Annotated in this window: 17 protein-coding genes; 10 read left to right on the forward strand and 7 right to left on the reverse strand. The window is 59.0% G+C overall.

Annotation, left to right across the window (positions count from 1 at the left end; genetic code table 11):
• Positions 1-103 precede the first annotated feature (103 nt).
• A complete protein-coding gene (gene trmA, locus MPRO_RS17610; RefSeq protein ID WP_067295928.1) occupies positions 104-1192 on the forward strand; it encodes a tRNA (uridine(54)-C5)-methyltransferase TrmA in 1089 nt (362 codons plus the stop codon).
• A gap of 33 nt (positions 1193-1225) precedes the next feature.
• On the opposite strand, the gene MPRO_RS17615 is transcribed toward trmA, so the two are convergent.
• The 4 genes from MPRO_RS17615 to MPRO_RS17630 form a co-directional block, all read right to left on the reverse strand.
• Positions 1226-1954, reverse strand: coding sequence for a sulfite exporter TauE/SafE family protein (locus tag MPRO_RS17615; protein ID WP_067295931.1), 729 nt, complete (start codon positions 1952-1954; stop codon positions 1226-1228).
• A 128-nt stretch (positions 1955-2082) separates the two neighbouring features.
• Positions 2083-2832, reverse strand: coding sequence for a DUF3726 domain-containing protein (locus tag MPRO_RS17620; protein ID WP_067295934.1), 750 nt, complete (start codon positions 2830-2832; stop codon positions 2083-2085).
• Positions 2832-4562 carry a hypothetical protein gene (locus tag MPRO_RS17625; RefSeq protein ID WP_067295937.1) on the reverse strand — a complete coding sequence of 577 codons (1731 nt, stop codon included), beginning with the start codon at positions 4560-4562 and terminating at the stop codon, positions 2832-2834. Before MPRO_RS17625 ends, MPRO_RS17620 begins: the two co-directional genes overlap by 1 nt.
• Positions 4563-4963: 401 nt before the next feature.
• Entirely contained in the window at positions 4964-5860 is an 897-nt protein-coding gene (locus tag MPRO_RS17630; protein ID WP_067295942.1) for a LysR family transcriptional regulator, read from the reverse strand.
• A gap of 90 nt (positions 5861-5950) precedes the next feature.
• Between MPRO_RS17630 and MPRO_RS17635 the strand changes: the two genes are divergently transcribed.
• The 4 genes from MPRO_RS17635 to MPRO_RS17650 all read left to right on the forward strand — a co-directional run bounded on the left by MPRO_RS17635 (position 5951) and on the right by MPRO_RS17650 (position 10580).
• The gene (locus tag MPRO_RS17635; protein ID WP_067295945.1) at positions 5951-7393 is read left to right on the forward strand and encodes an aldehyde dehydrogenase family protein; all 1443 of its coding nucleotides are present in this window, start codon (positions 5951-5953) and stop codon (positions 7391-7393) included.
• 101 nt (positions 7394-7494) lie between these two features.
• A complete protein-coding gene (locus MPRO_RS17640; protein WP_173645522.1) occupies positions 7495-8484 on the forward strand; it encodes a dipeptidase in 990 nt (329 codons plus the stop codon).
• A gap of 52 nt (positions 8485-8536) precedes the next feature.
• Positions 8537-10114: a BCCT family transporter gene (locus MPRO_RS17645; RefSeq protein ID WP_067295948.1), complete on the forward strand. Its 1578-nt coding sequence runs from the start codon at positions 8537-8539 to the stop codon at positions 10112-10114.
• A gap of 85 nt (positions 10115-10199) precedes the next feature.
• Complete coding sequence (locus MPRO_RS17650; RefSeq protein ID WP_067295952.1) at positions 10200-10580, forward strand: RidA family protein; 381 nt, start codon at positions 10200-10202, stop codon at positions 10578-10580.
• Between the two features lie 100 nt (positions 10581-10680).
• Here MPRO_RS17650 and MPRO_RS17655 read toward each other — a convergent pair whose 3' ends face one another.
• Positions 10681-11070, reverse strand: a complete 390-nt coding sequence (locus MPRO_RS17655; protein WP_067295956.1) for a hypothetical protein — start codon at positions 11068-11070, stop codon at positions 10681-10683.
• A gap of 270 nt (positions 11071-11340) precedes the next feature.
• Here MPRO_RS17655 and MPRO_RS17660 point away from each other — a divergent pair, with 270 nt between their 5' ends.
• The 5 genes from MPRO_RS17660 to MPRO_RS17680 all read left to right on the forward strand — a co-directional run bounded on the left by MPRO_RS17660 (position 11341) and on the right by MPRO_RS17680 (position 18083).
• Positions 11341-11952 carry a TetR/AcrR family transcriptional regulator gene (locus MPRO_RS17660; RefSeq protein WP_067295960.1) on the forward strand — a complete coding sequence of 204 codons (612 nt, stop codon included), beginning with the start codon at positions 11341-11343 and terminating at the stop codon, positions 11950-11952.
• Positions 11949-15449, forward strand: a complete 3501-nt coding sequence (locus tag MPRO_RS17665) for an acyl-[ACP]--phospholipid O-acyltransferase (RefSeq protein ID WP_067295963.1) — start codon at positions 11949-11951, stop codon at positions 15447-15449. The genes MPRO_RS17660 and MPRO_RS17665 overlap by 4 nt, the downstream gene beginning before the upstream one ends.
• Positions 15450-15613: 164 nt before the next feature.
• Positions 15614-16705, forward strand: a complete 1092-nt coding sequence (apbC, locus tag MPRO_RS17670) for an iron-sulfur cluster carrier protein ApbC (RefSeq protein ID WP_067295968.1) — start codon at positions 15614-15616, stop codon at positions 16703-16705.
• Positions 16706-16842: 137 nt separating this feature from the next.
• Positions 16843-17409: a dCTP deaminase gene (dcd, locus tag MPRO_RS17675; protein WP_067295970.1), complete on the forward strand. Its 567-nt coding sequence runs from the start codon at positions 16843-16845 to the stop codon at positions 17407-17409.
• Positions 17406-18083: a hypothetical protein gene (locus MPRO_RS17680; RefSeq protein WP_082708949.1), complete on the forward strand. Its 678-nt coding sequence runs from the start codon at positions 17406-17408 to the stop codon at positions 18081-18083. Before dcd ends, MPRO_RS17680 begins: the two co-directional genes overlap by 4 nt.
• A gap of 280 nt (positions 18084-18363) precedes the next feature.
• Here the strand turns inward: MPRO_RS17680 and MPRO_RS17685 are convergent, their stop codons facing one another.
• Both MPRO_RS17685 and MPRO_RS17690 read right to left on the reverse strand, forming a co-directional pair.
• Complete coding sequence (locus MPRO_RS17685) at positions 18364-19164, reverse strand: hypothetical protein (RefSeq protein WP_067295973.1); 801 nt, start codon at positions 19162-19164, stop codon at positions 18364-18366.
• 402 nt (positions 19165-19566) lie between these two features.
• A complete protein-coding gene (locus MPRO_RS17690; RefSeq protein ID WP_067295976.1) occupies positions 19567-20877 on the reverse strand; it encodes a TolC family outer membrane protein in 1311 nt (436 codons plus the stop codon).

The raw sequence follows: 20877 nt of genomic DNA on the forward strand, positions 1-20877 counted from the left end.
TGTCCACCGGGTTAATAGTAGCCCCGTGTCGGTGGCACTTTGATGGCGGCGGTGGGGCTGTTAGAATGCCGCGCTTTCCCGACAGATCCCGGATAGCACTTTCATGGCCCTACCCAACGTTGACCCGACCCGCTACGAGGCGCTGCTGCGCGAAAAGTGTGAATCCGTGCGCGACGACTTCGCTGCTTTTGCGTTGCCTGAGGTTGAAGTCTTTGCATCGCCGCCGGAGCACTACCGCATGCGGGCGGAATTCCGGGTCTGGCACGACGGCGATGATCTGTATTACGTGATGTTTGAGCCCGGTGACAAGAAAATTCCGGTGCGCCTGGATACCTGCCCCATGGTGTCGCGTCGCATCCATGATGTCATGTTCGCCATGCTGGACGTGATCAAGGCCGATCCCGCGCTGCGCTTTCGTTTGTTCCAGATCGACTTTCTCAGCACCCTGTCGGGTGAGTTGCTGGTAACGCTGCTGTATCACCGTCCCATTGAGGATGAGTGGGAAACGGCGGCCCGGGCGCTGGCTGAGCAGTTTGATATCGAGATTATTGGCCGTTCGCGCAAGAGCAAGAAAGAACTGGGACGTGATCATGTGATAGAGCGGCTGGATATCAATGGCCGCGAGTATCGCTACAAGCAGGTGGAAAACTGCTTTACCCAGCCCAACGCCGAAGTCTGTCGCTCCATGATTGGCTGGGCGCTGGATGTGACCAAAGGTGCCGGTGGCGATCTGGTCGAGCTGTATTGCGGTAATGGCAATTTCACGCTGCCGCTGGCACAGAATTTTGGCCGTGTTGTGGCCACCGAGATTGCCAAGGTGTCGGTGCGGGCCGCCGAGTTCAATATCGCCGAGAATGGTATCGACAATGTAGATGTGGTGCGCATGGCATCGGAGGATTTTTCCCAGGTGCTCAAGGGTGAGCGTAAGGCGCGACGTACCGCGCATCTGGATCTGGCCAGCTGCAACTTCACCACTGTGCTGGTGGATCCACCGCGCTCGGGGCTGGATGCCGATACCGTAGCGCAGGTCAGCGAGTATCAGAATATCGTTTACATCTCGTGCAATCCTGAAACGCTGCAGGCCAACCTGGCAGACCTGACCCAGACTCACAAGATAGAGCGCTTCGCCATTTTCGATCAGTTCCCCTACACCCATCACCTGGAATGCGGCGTCTATCTCACCCGTAAATAATCAGCCCGCTAAGCGCACGCTGTGGGGGCTGCATCAGAGCAGCCGCAGCCCCTGTATAAGTACCAGCACAGCTCCGAGCAGCGAAATCGACAATAGCAGCGGCTTGGCGCTCTGCTTGTCGACGTAGCGATCGACGCGTCGTGCGACAAAAACCCCGGCCACCAGGCCCGGCGCCATTTTCAGCGTTAGCAGCAGGGACTCCAGCGGCAGATTGCCGGTGAGTGCCAGCATGATTAGCGTGATGGGCAGACCTGCCAGAAAAAAGGCTGCCAGCTCGCTGCGGGCCGTCAGCACATTCGACTCCTGATACACCAGTGCCATGGGGGGCCCGCCCACCGAGGTTGCGGTGCCGATAAGGCCGGAGAAAAAGCCGGCAATAGACAGCGAGCGCGTCGACATGGTGATTTTGAAGGTATTGCGCCAGCTAAGTGCGACGGACAGCAGCAGAGTGCTGCCCAGAATCAGACTTAGCACCGCAGGCGATACCGATGCCAGCAGCAGCGCCCCCAGCCAGGAGCCCGGAATACGTCCGATCAGCGCCGGCATCAGGCGCCGCCATGACAGGTGATGCCGCCCCTTGGCGACCATGTAACCGGACAGCAGTGCGCCCAGAATAATCAGTGATACCGGGATATAGAGCGGGTCTATCAGAAACAGCAGCGGCGCTGCGACCAGGCCAAAGCCAATGCCGACGACGCCCTGCAGTGCAATGCCGACGGTCACGATAAGCAGGGCCAGCAGGTCCCAGAGACTGTAGATCATTGCACATCCGCCGAAGTCGCGAGCTGCAGATCAGAGCGCCCTGCAGCGAGAGGCGGCATTATAGACCAGCAGCGGGGTAGGCGCGCCAGCCAGTTCTAGGTTCTGCATGGTCCAGATCGCGACTTTGCTTAGCGTCCGCCTGCGCCCTGGCGCGACGCTTCGGTATTTTCGACCAGCACCTTTTCGCCGAGCTGGTTAAAGGTCTGCCACAGGGCTTCGCTGATCTCGATGCCGCTCTCCAGAGTGGCCAGACCAGTAGCGGCGAAGGTGGCGGGCTCCACGCTGCGACAGCTCACCCGGTCATTCGGGCTGGACATCAGCTGCGCCGCTATATTGACCCGGTCGCTGCAGATCAGCGTCATGGTCTGTTTTTCCAGCGGACTGCAGTCGGCTTTGAGCACGGCTTCGCTGTAGCGCGGATACTGCTCGCCGGCGCTGATGCTGGCAACGTGTTCGGTGGCCGGCTGAGTGCCGTTCTGCCAGTAGGCCATCATGCTGATGCCGCGTCGGCCACAGTCGGCCAGCAGCTTGAGAATGAACTTGCGGTTGTGGCAATGCTGCACCTTGAGCGTGGCTATGCCGGCCTTGAGCGCCTTGGCGTGGGCCAGATCGAGCACCAGCGCCAGGCTGTTCAGTGCGCTGCGTCCGTGACAGTCGACGATGGCGGAACTGGCGTCTTCGAACAGCAGTTCTACCGGAGCCTTGTCCTCATCGTTGACGTAGGCCAGGGCGCGTTCGAGTTCACCGAAACCCTGTTCACCGTGCATTTCAAGCCAGCTGACCATCTGGGCGGCATCTTCATAGGTGCCGACGAAGTAGTTCATGCCCTCGAAGGAACGCTTGAGGGTCGCATTCAGTTCGTTCAGTGAAATACGCATCAGCGGGCGTCCTCGGTGTCGATGGCCGGAGTCAGGGGCAGGAACCAGTCGTCGTCAAATGGCTGGCCTATATCATCCAGCAGCGGTGCGCCCTGGAACATGGTGTTGCGCACCCACAGGCGGGAGCGGGGATCGAACTTGCTGACCCCGAAGAACGCCAGCTTGCAGCGCAGCAGGTGCATGGGCAGCACATCCTGATCCAGCAGGTTGGCCTGAATATCGCCATAGAGGCTGTGGCGCAGGCTCTGGATGCGACGCACTATGCCGCGGTATTCCGGTTTCAGAAACAGGAAGTAGGCGCAGCTGTGTTCGGGGTGCTGCGCGGCATAGTCGCACAGGCCCTGGTAACACTGCACAACGCGCAAACCAATGCCCAGGGGCATTTGTTTGGCACGGCCGCAATCGAGTTCGCTGCCACCCAGGCGCGGTTCCTGTTTCTCCTGTGAACGGTACCAGAAGGTTTCGGTGGCCCGGGGAGCGCTGAAGTCGATATCCAGCGCCCAGCGATAGCGCTCTTCTATCAGTGCTTTCAGCTCCGACACCGACATGCCGGGTGCCAGATCCTGGTGTTCGCCGACGCAGGTATAGTCTTCCAGTTCGTCCACCAGGTCCGGGTAGACCTCTAGCAGGATGGAGTTGACCATCTCCTGACCCTGCAGGCTGCAGTGCTGTTCGGCCCAGGCGATCAGGCTGTTCCAGTCGCGCAGCGGCTGCCCGGCCAGATGGCTTTTTAGCGCCGCCAGATCTTCGATAACCTGCTGGTTCTTGCCGGTCTGCCAGGCATCTTCGGTGACGATTTCCACGGTGTGCTGATGTGCCCGGGCGGCCAGGGTCCTGAAGCGCGCCAGGCGCTCGGTGCCGGGTACGCCAAAGGCGCGGATGCGGGCCAGGGCCAGTTCGCGCATCTCGATCCAGCGGCTGATCAGCAGCGGATGATTGATAAGGTAGGGTGCCATGCCAAGGCCCGTGGAGTTGCCTATGCCGAAATAGCGCTTGATCTGTGGCTGCATGGCCACGGCCTGCTCAGGCGCACGGGCTTTGGCGATATGCTCGACCTGGGTCAGGCTGAAGTTGCGCAGCATGAAGCAGGTAAACATTTCCGCCGCAAAGGGGCGGGCAAAGTCGCTGTGCCTGGCGGCGACCTTTTGCCAGTCGGCCATGCCCAGCTTGCCACTGCCATAGACCGCGGTGGTGCGATACAGATAACCGACCTGGCTAATGCGCTTTAGGTCCGGCTGTGCGCCGCTGGCGAGCTGATCGACCACATAGTCGAAGTTGCGGGCGCTGCGGTTGGCGCGCGAGAGAACAAAGACGCGGGCATCAACGCGGCCGGCTTCCTGTTTGGGTACGTTCTGGCGCAGCTGCTCGACGTAGGCCTCATCGACTTCGCCTTCACATAGCGCCATGGTCAAATCCCACTGGGTGGCGATTACGCGGTCGTTGCGGTCTTCAGGCGCCAGGTAGCTGGAAAACAGTACAAAGCTGTAGAGGCAGGTGGGTGTCTGAATGCGGTAGACCACGGTGCCGTAGCCGTCGTTGTCCAGCTCCAGCCGCACGGCCTCGATCTTCCAGCGCTCGCGCATGATGCGTCGCACCAGAGTGCGCATAAAGCTCAACCGGCTCTGGTGCAGGCTGCCCAGGCGTTCCAGGTCCATGACCTGGCTGGCGGGTCTGAGGGCGAGTGCGCCGGGGCCCTTGAGTTCGGCCTGGATGACAGCAGGATTGATCATTGTTGTTATCCTCGTACAGCTGAAAATAATGCCCCGGCGATCCCGCTATTTTGCGGTTGTGGGCCTGTGCGCAGAAACGGGTGCCCGCCAAGCTGGGTGGCGGCAATATCCGTTTGATGGTGAGTGAATACTCATCCGTTTCAGCTATGCGTACAAATCAGTTCGTTCAATCATTTGATAAGATTTTCAAATAACGTCCGCTTAAATAACGAATAACACTTATTCCAATCTTCCGCTTCCGCTTCCGCTAGCCACTAGCCACTAGCCCCTAGCTTCTCGTCCCTCGTCCCTCGCATCTCGTCCCTCGTCCCTCGCATCTCGTCCCTCGCATCTCGTCCCTCGTCCCTCGCATCTCGTCCCTCGCATCTCGTCCCTCGTACCTCGCCCCTCGCCCCTCGTCCCTACTGCGCAAGCCGCCCCTCGCTTTCGAGAATGAAATCCACCAGGGCCTGGGCCGGCGGCGTCAGGGAACGGTCGGCCTGGCTGAGGATGCCGATCTGGCGTATCACCTCTGGATCGGCGAGCGGGATGAATTTCAGATTCGGGTTGTCCTGGGGGAAGGCGAACCAGGGCAGGGTAGTGATACCCATACCGGCATCCAGCATGGCAATCAGCGAGATCATGTTGGAGATGTAGAATTGGGCGCTGTGGATCAGCTCTTCGGCGGCGCTGTTGGCCAGTAGCCGAGTGGTGCCGTTGCTGATCTGGCGGTGTCCGCGCAACTGCTTCCAGTTCAGGCGCGTTTCATTGGCCAGCGGATGGTCACGGTGACAGACAACGCCGACGCGGTCTTCCCACACAGGTATAAAGGTCTTGTCGCTCTGGGCTTCCCACAGGCTGGCAATGCCAAAATCCACCTGCCTGTTGTCCACCATTTCCAGCACCGTATCGGAGTTGGCGTCAAAGATGCTCAGGTGCAGCTCCGGCGTATTGGACATAAAGCGCTGCAAAATGTCGGGCAACATGCGGCTGGCGATTGAGGGCACTGCAGCGAGGCGCAGGTGCCCTGTCTTGTGTTGCACCAGCAGCGCCATGTCCTGGGCGATACGGTCATGGTGGGCAATCAGTTCCTTGGCCTGGGGCAGAAAGTGCTGCCCGAAGGGCGTGAGTTCTGCCTTGGCGGTCTTGGCGTTGCGTTTCTCGAACAGACCTTCCCCCAGCTTGTTCTCCAGATCCCGTATCGACAGCGAAATGGCCGGCTGGGTGCGATGGGCCTTTTCGGCGGCGGCGTGGAAGCCCTTGAGTTCGGCCACCCAGACAAAATGGCGTAGCTGCGCAATCTTCAGTTCGGCCAGCATAGTAAGTTTTCCTTATCGAATGATATTTACTATTAATTTTTATTATTAATCTGCCCGGTCTAGTATGCAAGCAACGAATAGGAGGTGCATATGTCTGACGCAATTTACGGTAACTACATTGATGGCAACTGGGTTGAGGGTAGCTCAAGCGTTGCCAATATCAGCCCGTCCGATATCAGTGATCTGGTTGGGCACTATGCACAGGCCGATGCCGCTCAGACTGAGCTGGCGATTGAAGCCGCCGTACGTGGCCAGGAAGCCTGGGAGCAGAGCGGTCTGGAACAGCGTTATTCGGTGCTGATGGCCGTTGGTGACGAGCTGATTGCACGCAAGGATGAGCTGGGTCGTCTGCTGGCCCGCGAAGAAGGAAAGACCCTGGCCGAAGGCGCCGGTGAAGTTTACCGCTCTGGTCAGTTCTTCCACTATTACGCCGCTGAAGTGCTGCGCCAGATGGGCGAAACCGCTGATTCTGTGCGCCCAGGTGTGGAAATCGAAACCCGCCGCGAACCTGTTGGCGTGATCGGCATCATTACACCCTGGAACTTCCCGATGGCAACCGGTGCCTGGAAAATTGCGCCGGCGCTGGCCTTTGGTAATGCCGTTGTCTTCAAGCCGGCAAACCAGGTTCCGGCCAGCGCCTGGGCGCTGACCGAAATTATCTCCCGCCAGGGACTGCCCGCAGGCACCTTCAACCTGGTCATGGGTCCGGGGTCCGCGGTGGGCGATACGCTGATTCACTCCAAGCGTATCAACGCACTGACCTTCACAGGTTCGCTGGAAACCGGCCGCAAGGTCGCCGCAGCCACCGCGGTTAATCTGGTCAAGTGCCAGCTGGAAATGGGCTCCAAGAACGCTCTGGTCGTTCTGGATGATGCGGATCTTGAGCAGGCCGTCGAATGTGCCGTCAGCGGCGCCTTCTTCGGTACCGGGCAGAAGTGCACCGCGTCTTCGCGCCTGATTGTGACCGAAGGTATTCATGACCGTTTCGTGGACGCCGTGATCGAGCGTCTGAAGCTGATTCGCGTCGGCAACCCGCTGGAAGAAGGCGTGCATATAGGTGCCGTAGCCGATGCCCGTCAGCTGGAGCAGAACCTGCGTTACGTTGAACTGGCCAAGCAGGAAGGTGCCCGCCTGGTGTTTGGTGGCGAGCGTATCCAGGCGTCTACCGAAGGCTACTACATGCAGCCGGCGCTCTTCGTCGACAGCACCAACGCCATGACCGTTAACCGCGAAGAAGCCTTCGCGCCCCTGGCCTGCGTGATCAAGGTGAAGGATTTCGAGGAAGCCCTGGCGACTCTGAATGACACTGAGTTCGGCCTGACCGGCGGCATCATGACCCAGTCGCTGAAGTACGCCAGCGAATTCAAGCGCCGCGCCAAGACCGGTTGCGTGATGGTGAACCTGCCAACAGCCGGCACCGATTACCACGTGCCCTTCGGCGGTCGCAAGAATTCCAGCTTTGGCCCGCGGGAGCAGGGCAGCTATGCCCGCGAGTTCTACACCGTCGTCAAGACCACCTATATCCGCGCCTGATCGAGCACCTGATCCGGTGTCGGTGCTGTTTTGCAGCCCGGCGCCGGGCTTTTACTCGCCCTTAATTATCTGTCTCTTACCTGTTTTGCGGGGGCCATCCGATGCATAACGAACTGATAGTGATCGACGGTCTGCAGTATTCCCATTGGGATCGCGGCATTTTCGAACAACTGCGTGAAGGCGGTGTGACTGCAGTACACGTAACCATCGTCTACCACGAAAACGCCCGTGAAACTCTGACCCGTCTGGGAGAGTGGAACCTGCGTTTCGAGCAGCACGGCGATCTGATCATGCCGGTGCGCAATGCCGGTGATATCAGGCGCGCCAAGGAACTGGGCAAGGTCGGCATTATATTCGGCGCCCAGAATTGCTCCCCGATCGAGGACGAAATCGCCCTGATCGAAGTGTTTCGCGAACTGAATCTCATGATCATGCAGCTGACCTATAACAACCAGAGCCTGCTGGCGACCGGTTGTTATGAGTCCGACGACAGCGGTTTGACCCGCTTCGGCAAGCAGGTGGTCGGCGAGATGAACCGCGTCGGCATGATTGTGGATATGTCCCACAGCGCCGAGCGCAGCACACTGGAGGCTATCGAGTATTCGCAGCGCCCGATCGTGATTTCCCACGCCAACCCGGATTTCTTCCACGAAGCCAAGCGCAACAAGTCCGACAAGGTGCTGCAAGCGCTGGGCGAATCCGGCGGACTGCTGGGCTTCAGCCTGTATCCGTTCCATCTGAAGAACGGCTCGGACTGCAGTCTGGATGATTTCTGCGACATGGTGGCACGCACCGCCGACATCATGGGTATCGAGCAGATAGGCATAGGTACCGACCTGTGTCAGGACCAGCCGCTGTCGGTGCTGGAATGGATGCGCAATGGCCGCTGGTCCAAGGTCATGGACTACGGCGAAGGCTCTGCTGCCAATTCACAGTGGCCGCAACCGCTGTCCTGGTTCCGTGACAGCCGCGACTTCCCCAATATCACCGCAGGGCTGCTCAAACGCGGTTTCAGCGCCGAGGATGTGGCGCGGATTATGGGGCTTAACTGGCTCAACTTTCTCGATCAGGGGTTGCAGCCCCAGGGCTGAAATCCACTGAAAAGGTGACTCTTCCCACGTGGGAATCTCTCAGGAGGCTAGCATGAATAACAACAATCCGGCCCCGGCAGCGCACGCCAATGCGTCGCTCCCCAAGCAAAAACTGCTGGCAGATGTCGATCTGCCAGTGTTCTTCCTCAGCGGCGGCGCTTTGCTACTGTTCGTCATCTTCGCCTTGTACGATATCGAGCTGATGTCGGCCTGGGTCAACAGCGCCTTTGCGGCCTCGACCAAGATGTTTGGCGCCTACTGGCAGGTGCTGCTGTTGCTGACTTTTGTCGTTGGCCTGTGCCTGGCGATTGGTCGCACCGGTGCCGTGGTGCTTGGTGGCCTCAAAGCACCGGAGATCTCCACCTTCAAGTGGATCTGCATCATCATGTGCACCCTGCTGGCGGGCGGCGGTGTCTTCTGGGCCGCGGCTGAACCCATGGCTCACTTTACCTCGCCACCCCCGCTGTTTGCCGGTGCCGGCAATGAAGCGGGTAGCGCGCAGGCGGCCTACAATGCGCTGGCGCAGAGCTTTATGCACTGGGGCTTTCTGGCCTGGGCTATCCTCGGCAGTCTGACCGGCATCGTCTACATGTACCTGCACTATGAGAAGGGACTGCCGCTCAAGCCGCGTACCCTGCTGTACCCGGTGTTTGGTAATCGTGTGATGACCGGGCCTTTCGGTACCCTAGTCGATTCCTGCTGCGTGCTGGCGGTGGTAGCCGGCACAGTGGGACCCATAGGCTTTCTCGGTCTGCAGGTCAGCTTCGGACTGGAAAAGCTCTTTGGCATTCCGGATACCTACAGCACCCAGGTCGCTATCCTGGTGGGTCTGATGGCGATCTATACCCTGTCCGCCGTCAGCGGTGTGACCAAAGGTATCCAGTTACTCAGTCGCGCCAACGTTATTCTGGCGGTCATTCTGATGGCCTTTATCCTGGTCTTTGGGCCTACGGCCTTTATCATCGATGGCTTCCTGCAGGGCTTTGGTCTCTATCTGGACAAGTTCATTCCGATGGCTACCTTCCGTGCAAGCCCGGGCTGGCTCGACTGGTGGACGGTGTTCTTCTGGGGCTGGTTCCTGGGATACGGCCCGCTGATGGCGATGTTCGTGGCACGCATCTCCCGTGGTCGCACTATCCGCGAGCTGGTGCTGCTGATCTCTGTTGTGGCGCCGGTGATTACCTGCTTCTGGTTCACCATTGTCGGTGGCAGCGGTCTGGCATTTGAACTGGCCAACCCCGGGGTCATCTCCGAGCCCTTCACTGGTTTCAACCTGCCGGCGGCCTTGCTGGCGATCACTGAACAGCTGCCCATGGGCTTTGTGATCTCGGTGCTCTTCCTGATCCTGACCACCATCTTTGTGGCCACCACCGGTGACTCCATGACCTATGCGGTATCCATGGTCATGACCGGCACCGACCATCCGCAAAGTGCGGTGCGGGTCTTCTGGGGCATCATGATGGGTGTAGTGGCGGCGCTGCTGATCTCCATCGGCTCCGGCGGTATCTCGGCGCTGCAGTCCTTTATCGTGGTAACCGCCGTACCTGTATCTCTGGTGCTGCTGCCTTCCCTGTGGACGGCACCCAGGATTGCCCTGCAGATGGCGCGTGAACAAAAGCTGATTGATTAAAGGCAGGGGAGTGCGGGTGGCTGTCACAGGCCGCCGCATCTCTCTGTATGCACTTCTAAAATACGACTCGGGAGCCCCTGGGCTTATGAAACAGATTGTCAAAACCGACCTGTATGCCTCCAAGGCGCCGCTGGAATGGGCGGTAATCGGTAACGGAACCCTTTACACAGCACAGATTCCCATCGACACGGCCGGTCAGGTTGTCGAGGGTGGTATTGAAGCCCAGAGCCGTCAGACGATGGATAACCTGAAACACACCATCGAGGCTGCAGGCCTAGGCATGCAGGATGTGACCCAGGTGCTGATCTACGTTACGGATCGCGCTTTTCTGCCGGTATTCAATCAGGTCTACGCGCAGTATTTCGACGCACCTTATCCCAACCGGGCAGCCATGGTAATTGCGGGTCTTGCCCGTGAGGAAATGCTGGTCGAAGTGGTGGCCTATGCGGCCGTCCCGAGCGTCTGATCAGTAGCGTTAAATGGTTGGCGATATTGTGATCATTTTTGCGTACCGCCGCTCCCCTGGGGGAGCGGCGGTTTTTTCGTTCTGGCGCTGAGTATGTTGCTTAGCGCCGGCCATTGCCCGAGTTGTGCCCCGAGCCGGTTTTGGGCTTGGGTTTGGGCTTCTGGGCGGCCTTGCGGGCGATCTCGTTCATCAGACCGCTAATATCCAGGCCCTGGCTGGCTGCCAGCTGATCGACGCTGGCGTAAAGGTTGGTGGGCAGCGGCCGGGGACCTGGTTTTGCCCTGGCCCGCTCTTGCGCTTCCTGCTCCAGACGTTCCTGGCGCTCCTTGTCCAGACGCATTTGTTCCAGGCGTGCCTGCTCAAGGCGTTCTTCTTCTGCGGCCTTTTCCTGCGCCATAACTTTTATTTTCGCCTTGAGTTTGTAATCAAGGTCGAGAAGTTCGTCCATGCTGAGTGACATTAGCCACTCGGTGATATTGTCATTGCTCATCAATGTCCGGTTTTTTGGGTAGCAGCGAAGGGGGCGAAAATGCCTGTCGCCTATTATGGAAGGGTTAGGCAAAAAATACAGGGTTTTAACGCCTAAAATCAAGCGCGGATTATTTAAGAGCGCAGCGTCGGGCCGCTCTGGGCCGTAGCGGATGATTTCCCGGGGTTCCAGGTTTTTAGCAAGTCTGCATTTACATTCTAAACAGTGTTTAGTAATCTCTTGTGAATTCCTAAACGCTGTTTATTAAATAACGTATATGCGGAGGCAATCATGGCCCGACGCCGAGAGCATTCCCGTGAAGCCCTCACCGAGCTGGCATTGTGTGCTGCCGAGCGCCTGCTGGACGAGCAGGGCATGGCGGAATTGAGCACCCGTCGCATCGCGGCGGAGATTGGCTATTCGGCCGCGACCCTCTATTCGGTCTTCAGCAGCCTTGATGATCTGTGCTGGCAGCTAAATGCCCGCACCCTGGCGCAGTTGCTCGATGAGCTGGATGCACTGGGTGAGCTGGAGCCGCGCGCAGCGCTCAAGGCCTATGCACTTTGTTATGTGGCCTTTGCGGCCCGCTGGCCCGAGCGTTGGAGTTTGCTGTTTGAGCACCGCACACCGGAAACGCTACAGGTGCCGGTGTGGCTGAACGAATCTATTGGGCGGCTGTTTTCGCAGTTAGAGCTTTGCCTGGCCGAACTGGCGCCAGAGGCTGGTGCAACGGAGCTGGCGCTGACCGCCCGTACGCTCTGGAGCGGCGTCCACGGAGTGGCGGTTCTGCAGTTGCGCAACAAGCTGTTCCTGCCACCCCAGGGCAAGCAGGAGCAGATGCTGGTAACCCTGGTGGATTACCATCTGGATGGCTGGAGATTGAACCGGGAGAGCAGGACATGAGTGAACTTTTCAAGCTGCGCGGGTTTCTGGCCTTTGTGTCAGTGGCCTTTATCAATGCCTTTGTGGATCTTGGTCACAAGATCATTATCCAGAATACCCTGTTCAAGACCTTTGACGGTCAGCAGCAGATACTGCTGACAGCCGTCGTAAACGGCCTGATCCTGCTGCCCTTTATCATGCTGTTTACGCCCGCGGGCTTTATCTCAGACAAGTACCCCAAGCACCGGGTAATGCGTTATTCAGCCTGGGCCGGGATTTTGGTAACGTTGCTGATTACCCTGTGCTATTACCAGGGCTGGTTTGTCGCGGCCTTTGGTTTGACCTTTGTGCTGGCGCTGCAGAGTGCCTTTTACTCGCCGTCCAAATACGGCTATATCCGCGAACTGGTAGGCACCAGCCGTCTTAGTGAGGGTAACGGCTGGGTACAGGCAGCCACTATGGTGGCGATACTGTCGGGCATAGTTGTGTTCTCGCTACTGTTTGAGGCGCGCCTGGAGGGGCTACTGCAGTTGCCGCAGGACCCCGCCGAGGTGGTGCAGATGATAGCGCCGCTGGGCTGGTTTCTGGTGGCAGGCGCTGTGCTGGAAACCGTGCTGGCGCATCGCTTGCCGGCGCTGACGCAGACCGATAAAAACCTGCAGTTTGACTGGCCGGCCTACAGGCGTGGTCGCACTCTGGCGAACAACCTGTCCCATATCGCCGGTATCAGGCCCATCTGGCTGTCGATTATTGGCCTGGCGACTTTCTGGTCCATCAGCCAGGTGATGCTGGCGGTGTTTCCGGCCTTTGCCAAGGAAACTTTGGGAGAGCAGAACACCTTTGTGATTCAGGGCACCATGGCGCTGGCGGGTATCGGCATCATGATCGGTTCCATGCTGGCCGGGCGCCTGTCACGCCACCATATCAATACCGGCCTGATTCCGCTGGGTGCCGGTGGTGTGGCGCTCGGGCTGGTGCTGTTACCCCATGCGGCGTCGCTCGGCTTCTCCGCGCTCCTGTTCCTGATGATTGGACTGTTCGGCGCCCTGATGATTATTCCGCTCAACGCGCTGATCCAGTTCAATGCCGATCGCCACGACAGCGGACGCATTCTGGCGGGCAACAACTTTATCCAGAATGTGGCCATGCTGAGCTTCCTCGGTCTGACGGTACTCTGTGCCTATGCCGGCATTTCCGGCCTCTGGCTGCTCTATGGTCTGGCGCTGCTGGCCGTGGCCGGTGCCGTGTTTGCCATCATCACCCTGCCCGAAGCGCTGATTCGCCTGATAGTGGCGGCGGTTCTCAAGCGCAAGTATCGCCTGCAGGTGCTGGGGTTCGAACATATCCCCGAGGATGGGCGCGGTACCCTGCTGCTGGGCAACCATATCAGCTGGCTCGACTGGGCCATGGTGCAGATGGCCTGTCCGCGCCATGTGCACTTTGTAATGGAACGCAGCATTTACGAGCGCTGGTACCTGCGCGGCTTCCTCGATCTGTTTGGCGTCATCCCCATCTCCGGTGGCAACAGCCGTGCGGCTCTGGCGCGGGTCAGCGAGCTGCTGCAGGCAGGCAAGGTGGTCTGCCTGTTCCCGGAAGGCTCCATCAGTCATACCGGTCAGCTGGGGACCTTCAAAAGGGGTTTTGAACGCGCCTGCGAAAGCATGGCCGAGGGTGCCGGGGCTGTGATAGTGCCCTTCTACCTGCGCGGTCTTTGGGGCAGCCGTTTCTCGCGCTCAAGCAGCCGTTTGCAGGCGAGCCGCCGCAATGGCCTGAAACGGGATCTGATCGTCGCCTTCGGTGCGCCGGCACCCCTGCACAGCACGGCCGAACAGGTGAAAAAGCGCGTGTTCGAACTGTCGATCCATGCCTGGAACTGCTACACCGATACCCTTGAAACCCTGCCCAAGGCGTTTATCCGTACCGCGCGCCAGGCGCCGGCGGAGTGGGCTATCAGTGATGTTCGCGGCACGCCCATGGGCTATGCGCGTCTGCTCTGTGCCTGTGCGCTCTTTAGTCGGCGCTTCAAGCGCACAGCGGGAACCAATATCGGCTTGTTGCTGCCGACGTCCAGCGCTGGTGCCATTGCCAATATGGCGGCGCTGATGGCCGGCAAGGCGCTGGTGAATCTGAACTTTACCGCCTCGCCCCAGGCGTTGCTGGCGGCCGCCGATCAGGCCGGGCTAGAGACCATTGTCACGGCGCGGCAGTTTCTGGTGCGGCTTGAAGCACGGGGCATCGATACCCAGGAGTTGTTTGCCGGGCGCAGCGTGCTTTATATGGAGGACCTGAAAGAATCCTTCGGCAAGTGTGAGTCGCTGGCCATGTTGCTTGCGGTGCAGGTGCTGCCCGTGGCGCTGTTGCAGGCCTGGCTGTGCCGTCGCGCCAGGGTCGATGATACCGCGGCGATTCTGTTTTCCTCCGGCAGTGAGGGGACACCCAAGGGGGTGATGCTGAGTCATCGCAATATTCTGTCCAACATCAAACAGATCGGGGACGTGCTCAATGTGCGTGACGACGACTGCTGGATGGCGACGCTGCCGCTGTTTCATGCCTTTGGCCTGACCGTTACCTGCCTGCTGCCGCTGATCGAGGGAATACCGGTGGTGTGTCATCCGGATCCTACCGATGCGGTGAATATTGGTAAAGGTGTGGCGCGCTTCAGGGCGACCCTGATGTGTGGCACTTCGACCTTCATGCGCCTCTATGCCAGTAATCGCAAGCTGCATCCGCTGATGTTCCAGTCTCTGCGCCTGATGGTGGCTGGTGCCGAACGGCTGGATCCCGCAGTGCGTGACGCTTTCGAGGCACGCTTCCATGTACCTGTGCTGGAAGGTTATGGCTGCACCGAAACCACACCTGTGGCCACGGTTAATCTGCCGGATCACCTGGATACGCGCTGGTGGAGCGTGCAGACAGGTAGTCGTGAGGGCACGGTAGGGCTGGCGTTGCCGGGTTCCACCGTGCGCATCGTGGATCCGGATACCTTCGTGGAGCTGCCCACCGGGGAAGCGGGTCTGGTGCTGATTGGAGGCACCCAGATCATGCTGGGTTACCTCAATGATCCCGAGCGCACGGCGCGCGCGATTATAGAGCTGGATGGATTGCGCTGGTACAACACCGGCGACAAGGGGCGGCTGGATGAAGAGGGCTTCCTGAGTATTCTGGATCGCTATGCACGCTTCGCCAAAATTGGTGGCGAGATGGTCAGTCTGCAGGCCGTGGAAGATGCCGTAGCCGCAAGTCTTGATACTCAGGACTGTGCCCTGCTGGCCGTGGCGTTACCCGATGCACGCAAGGGCGAGCGCCTGGTACTGCTGATGGCCGCAACGGGGTTGGAACCGGAGCAGGTGCGGGCTCAGTTGATGCAGGCGGTAGCGCCGCTGATGCAGCCATCCGAGATTTATGCGGTGGATGAGATCCCGCTGCTGGGCAGTGGCAAACGTGACTTTGGTGCTGCGCGGGCGCAGGCGCAGCAGCTGAGTGAGGCGGCCGGCAATACGTCTACAACAGTCGGTTAGCTGTGATTGTGGCTCTGTAGTTACAGAGCACTGGTTCCTGCGGCCATGGCTGTACTGGACGGCGGCGTTTAAAACGTGAATAATTCCCGAGCAAAAGAGTAGGGTATAGCATTGTGTTTGATAAATTATTTGGTCGCCGTCAGGCGACAGGAGCGGAGTCCCCCATGCAGCAAGCCCGCGCGCGCATTGAAGCAGTCCTGAGTCAGCATCAGGATCCCTATCTTGGCACCGATCTGATCAGCGCCGGCGCCCTTGGCGGCGTACGTGAAGAGGGCGACGGTATCGTTGTTAGCCTCACGCTGGGCTACCCGTGCATCGATATCCGCGGGGCTCTGAGCACCGAGCTTGAACTGCGGATCAAGACGGAAACCGGCCTCGATGCCAAGGTTGACATTCAGCAGGATATTAAGCCGCACCAGGCGCAGCGCAATCTGCGTAACCTGGATGGCGTGCGCAATATTATCGCTGTGGCGTCTGGCAAAGGCGGCGTTGGCAAATCCACTACTACGGTCAATCTGGCGCTGGCGATGGCCAAGGCCGGTGCTCGGGTGGGTATTCTTGACGCCGACATCTATGGTCCGAGTCTGGGGCTGATGGTGGGCGTGGCGCCTGGCGTGCACCCTGACTCCGATGATGAAAAATACTTCAAGCCGATTCAGGCGCTGGGTATGCAGACCATGTCCATGGCCTATCTGATCGATGAAAACACCCCCATGGTATGGCGTGGCCCCATGGTCAGCGGGGCCCTGCAACAGCTGCTGACGCAGACCTTGTGGGATGATTTGGATTACCTGTTTATCGACATGCCCCCCGGCACCGGTGACATTCAGCTGACCCTGTCGCAGAAGGTTCCGGTTACCGGTTCAGTGGTGGTCACCACGCCGCAGGACATAGCGCTGCTGGATGCCAAGAAAGGTATCGAGATGTTCCGCAAGGTCGATATTGCGGTACTTGGCGTGGTGGAAAACATGAGCACCCATGTGTGCAGCAACTGCGGCCATGAAGAGCATATCTTCGGTGCCGGCGGTGGCGCCCGTATCGCCAGCCAGTACGATACCGAGCTGCTCGGCGCTCTGCCGCTGTCGCTGCAGATTCGCGAGCAGACCGATGCCGGCAAGCCGACAGTGATGGCTGATCCGCAGGGGCAGGCTGCCCTGACTTACCTGAAGATCGCGCGGCGCCTGGCCGGCAAGATAGCGCAGCGCAATGCAACCCAGGGCAGCGCCTTCCCGAATATATCCGTGCAGAACGACTGATTCGCAGTCGATAAGCCGGGGAAGCGGCGGGTTACAGCGACAGCGAACCCGCCGTGCTGCTCCTACTGGTCTGTTCAGCCGGTCCGCAAACCGGTAGAATACCGCGCCATTCAGATTTCACGACATACGGACAACCTATGGGAATCAAATCCGATCGCTGGATTCGCCGTCAGGCGCAAGAGTGCGAGATGATTACACCGTTCGAGCCAGGTCAGGTGCGTCATACCGACCGCGGACCGATCGTCTCCTATGGCACCTCGAGCTATGGCTACGACGTGCGCTGCGCCGATGAATTCAAGATCTTTACCAACATTAACTCCACCATCGTTGACCCCAAGGACTTCGATGCCGGCAGTTTTGTTGATGTAAAATCTGATGTTTGCATTATTCCGCCCAACTCCTTTGCGCTGGCGCGCACGGTTGAGTATTTCCGCATTCCCCGCGACGTGCTGACGATTTGCCTGGGCAAGAGCACCTATGCCCGCTGTGGCATCATCGTCAATGTCACGCCGCTGGAGCCCGAATGGGAAGGGCATGTGACATTGGAATTTTCCAATACCACACCGCTGCCCGCCAAAATCTACGCTAATGAAGGCGTGGCGCAGATGCTGTTTCTGGGTGCCGACGAAGTGTGCGAGACCTCTTACAAGGATCGCAACGGCAAGTACCAGGGGCAGACCGGGGTCGTGGTACCTCGAACATGAATACCGGCAGTGCGGTCGATGCGACTCAAATCATGAAGCACAATCGCGAACAGATTAACGACTTCTGGCAGCAGGTTGAACAGACGATCGACCTGTTGCTGCACAGTCAGCAGGAAAGTCATTTCGAAGCTGATATGCTGCTGAATCAGTACAGCGATATCCTGCGCGAGATTGATTCGAACCTGACCTTTCACTTCGAGCGTGACGAAGATGAAGGCCCGGTAGAAATGATTTTCGGTTGCGATGGTTATCCCGAATCCATCGGTATGGTGCTGAGTCTGGTTGGTGCGGCTCCCAAGCTTAGTGGCATACAGTTCAAGGCCTTCAATCACCGTTATGATCCGGTACCCGGGTTTATCAATGTCGGTGATGAGTACTGCGAACTGACCGATTACTGGTTTGCCCTGCGTCTGGTGGATGCCAAGCTGCGCCTTGAGGTTTACATGGACGATGTGCCCAAGGAGCTGGATCTGGATCCGCGGGTTGAAGCGGTAATGATCTTCCTGGATGCGCTGATCGGTGAGTATGAGCTGATGACCCGTATCTGGAGTCTCGACTGGCTCGAACGTCCGGTGGATCCGCGCGATTATGGCCTGCGTCCGCTAAGCGAACTGCGCGAAGTCTTTGATCGTGACAAGAGTGCTGTGGCGCCTATTGGCATGACGATGCATTAAATGAGTTTTACCCGGTGCCATGGGGTGTCGGGTTCTGCGTATAACACAAAGGCGCTGTACCTTTCGGGCAGCGCCTTTATTGTGTCTGCTCTATTGTGAAGATGCGGGTATTTCTACACCTGGATCTTTATACCGTTATCTTGTTTCTCGTTGGCGCTAAATCCCGGTCATCAGCGTGCTCTGAAGTGCCCCTTGTCCTGGCTTTGGGCATCCTAGCTTCTAGCTTCTAGCTTCTAGCTTCTAGCTTCTAGCTTCTAGCTTCTAGCCCCTAGAGCGCGCCTCAATGCAGCTGCGGCTGTGTCTGGCTCTCGTCCGGGAGTATGAGGTGGCCGCTGCTGTCCCGGGCCAGGGCGCCGCGCTCAGACGCCAGCTCCAGTAATTGCTGCAGCAGCATATGGGTCAGGTGGCTGCTGATAATAATGCCCGCCGGCGGGTCGCCGTCGAACAGGTCTTCATCCACCATATCGTCGGGCCTGAGGCCCAGCAGCAGTGGGTTTTCAGCGACCAGTGGCGCTATGTCGTCGGGTGAAAATACCGAAAACTCCGATGAGGTTTTCAGAGCCAGCTGATAGGCGTCCTGGACTTCGTTTTCAAGCAGGCGGCTGTATTCGGACTCCGCCGCCTGAAATAGCTGCGTCAGGCTGCTGACACCCGGTTTGCCGGCATTTTCCAGTGCTCTTGGTGAGCGGCTGTAATCGACGACTTGTGTCTGGGCGCTATGCTGACCGAGTTCATCATCATCCACCAGGATGTTGCCGCTTTCGTCGACATCCAGCCAGTCATTTTCCACTGCTACCGTGAGTAGCCCATCAAGGGCTGCGGCCATGATATTGCAGCAGATAATCACGCCCACGGCTGGGTTGTCACGCTCGTTGGGGTTTTGTACCAGGTCACTGGCACGGGCGGCCAGCAAGGTGGGGTCTTCATCGATAATGCGCGCCAGGGCATCGCCATCGATATGCAGCTTCTCGTTACACAGGCGCTCGGCAGTGAGGTAGGGCTGCTGGCAGCCGTTATCCTGCATTTCCTGCACATAGGCTACCCGTACTTTTTCCAGGATTCGGGTTAGCAGGTTACTCATGTCACTTCTCCGGTGGCTGGCATTGCGTAATGCAGCGGTTGCGCTAATGTTTTAGTACGCGTGATCGATTGCCTTCAGTATGCACTTCGCCTGTGCAGAGTGCGATATATAGCAGGAAGGGGTTCAACATGAAAACAATAGAGGGTCCAGCGCCCGATGATGATGAAGACGGCAGTGTCTATGTACTGTCTGAAAACTGACTAATTGCATGATACTGAAAAACCGGCGCCCAGGCGCCGGTTTTACGTTCAGGACGAACCGCAGAAAACTGCTCCTGCGTTTTCTGCATTTCCGCCATCCCTGGCGGTCGTATGCCGCGGGCGCATGGGCGGCAAACTCAGGGCGAGCCGTAAGCCGTAAGCCGTAAGCCGTAAGCGCAAGCGGCGACGTTTAGTCTCTGGCTCAGCCCTTGGGGGTTTCGAGCCAGGTATCCAGGGTGTTCAGGTCTTCCGGGCTCAGGGTGCCGAGTTGCTGCTTGAGGCTGAACAGGTTGGAGATGAAGTCCAGGCGGGCATTGGCATGGTCACGCTGGGCGCCATAGAGGGTGCGCTCGGCGTTCAGTACATCGACCACGTTGCGGGTGCCGACATTAAAACCTTCCTGGGTGGCCTGGAGTGCAGTTTCGCTGGAGCGGATGCTCTGTGCCCGGGCCTTCACGCTCTGGACGTTGGTGCGCAGGTTGCGCAGCAAGCTGCGGGTTTGCTGAGTGACTGCCAGCAGGCTGTCCTGGCGGTCCTGCATGGACTTGTCGAGCAGTGCCTCGGCTTCGCGGGACTGGGAGCTGGTCAGACCGCCCTGGAAAATGGGTACCCGCAGTGCCAGTCCGACGGTGCGGCTATCGCCGGTATCAAAGCCCGACACGCTGCTGGTGTCGCTGTCGTAGCTGGCGTTGAGATCCAGTGTTGGGTAATGGCCGGCGCGGGCAGATTGCGCCGAGCGCCGCGCCACTTCAATGCTGTTGTCGGCGATTAGCAGGCCCAGGTTGTTCTGCCAGGCTTTTTCCAGCCACTGTTCGGGTTCTGCGGGTTGTGGGTTTTCTACCGGGTAGTCGGGCTTGAGGGCATCGACGCTGCGAAACGGTGAGCCTGCCAGGCGATCGAGGGCTTCATAGCTGTTATCCAGTTCACCTTCGGCTTCAATGCGGCGTACTACGGAATTGTCGTAGGTGGCCTGGGCTTCCTGTACGTCCGTGATGGCAATGAGGCCAACTTCGAACTGGGCATTCACCTGATCGAGCTGGCGCTGAATGGCGCGCACTTCGGCCTGGGCGCTGTCGAGATTGTTGATGGCGCGCAGCACGGCAAGATAGGCGCTTACGCTGCGCAGCACCAGGGTCTGCTGGGCCTGGTCGAAGACCAGCCCTGCCTGTTCGGACAGCACTTCGCCGCGGCGCAGGTTATACCAGCGTGCCGCCGAGAACACCGACTGGCTGAGCGTCAGGGTGACGCCTGTGCTGTCGTTGCTGCCAGCCTTGCCGGTGTGAACCCAGTTGGCGTCTGCCCCGGCAATGACTTCGGGCAGCAGGGCGGCGCGGGCCTGGGGCAGGGCTTCCTGGCCGGCTTGCAGAGAAGCGGCGGCCGATTTCAGTTGCGGGTCATTTTCCAGTGCCCGCTGGTACAGATCGGCAAGGCTGCCGGCCTGTGTCTGGGCGCTGATCAGGCCCAGAGCCAGACTTAGGAGGAGCGGGCGGCTTGAATGGGTGAGGGATTTCAC

The organism is Marinobacterium profundum (assembly GCF_001528745.1).
Taxonomy (GTDB): domain Bacteria; phylum Pseudomonadota; class Gammaproteobacteria; order Pseudomonadales; family Balneatricaceae; genus Marinobacterium_A; species Marinobacterium_A profundum.

Bases quoted from the DNA above. Each gene is read 5' to 3' on its own strand.
- MPRO_RS17685 (WP_067295973.1), bottom strand. From the start codon at position 19,164: ATGAGTAACCTGCTAACCCGAATCCTGGAAAAAGTACGGGTAGCCTAT.
- MPRO_RS17665 (WP_067295963.1), top strand. From the start codon at position 11,949: ATGAGTGAACTTTTCAAGCTGCGCGGGTTTCTGGCCTTTGTGTCAGTG.
- MPRO_RS17680 (WP_082708949.1), top strand. From the start codon at position 17,406: ATGAATACCGGCAGTGCGGTCGATGCGACTCAAATCATGAAGCACAAT.
- trmA (WP_067295928.1), top strand. From the start codon at position 104: ATGGCCCTACCCAACGTTGACCCGACCCGCTACGAGGCGCTGCTGCGC.
- MPRO_RS17640 (WP_173645522.1), top strand. From the start codon at position 7,495: ATGCATAACGAACTGATAGTGATCGACGGTCTGCAGTATTCCCATTGG.
- MPRO_RS17645 (WP_067295948.1), top strand. From the start codon at position 8,537: ATGAATAACAACAATCCGGCCCCGGCAGCGCACGCCAATGCGTCGCTC.
- MPRO_RS17630 (WP_067295942.1), bottom strand. From the start codon at position 5,860: ATGCTGGCCGAACTGAAGATTGCGCAGCTACGCCATTTTGTCTGGGTG.
- apbC (WP_067295968.1), top strand. From the start codon at position 15,614: ATGCAGCAAGCCCGCGCGCGCATTGAAGCAGTCCTGAGTCAGCATCAG.
- MPRO_RS17655 (WP_067295956.1), bottom strand. From the start codon at position 11,070: ATGAGCAATGACAATATCACCGAGTGGCTAATGTCACTCAGCATGGAC.
- MPRO_RS17620 (WP_067295934.1), bottom strand. From the start codon at position 2,832: ATGCGTATTTCACTGAACGAACTGAATGCGACCCTCAAGCGTTCCTTC.
- MPRO_RS17660 (WP_067295960.1), top strand. From the start codon at position 11,341: ATGGCCCGACGCCGAGAGCATTCCCGTGAAGCCCTCACCGAGCTGGCA.
- MPRO_RS17635 (WP_067295945.1), top strand. From the start codon at position 5,951: ATGTCTGACGCAATTTACGGTAACTACATTGATGGCAACTGGGTTGAG.
- MPRO_RS17650 (WP_067295952.1), top strand. From the start codon at position 10,200: ATGAAACAGATTGTCAAAACCGACCTGTATGCCTCCAAGGCGCCGCTG.
- MPRO_RS17625 (WP_067295937.1), bottom strand. From the start codon at position 4,562: ATGATCAATCCTGCTGTCATCCAGGCCGAACTCAAGGGCCCCGGCGCA.
- dcd (WP_067295970.1), top strand. From the start codon at position 16,843: ATGGGAATCAAATCCGATCGCTGGATTCGCCGTCAGGCGCAAGAGTGC.
- MPRO_RS17615 (WP_067295931.1), bottom strand. From the start codon at position 1,954: ATGATCTACAGTCTCTGGGACCTGCTGGCCCTGCTTATCGTGACCGTC.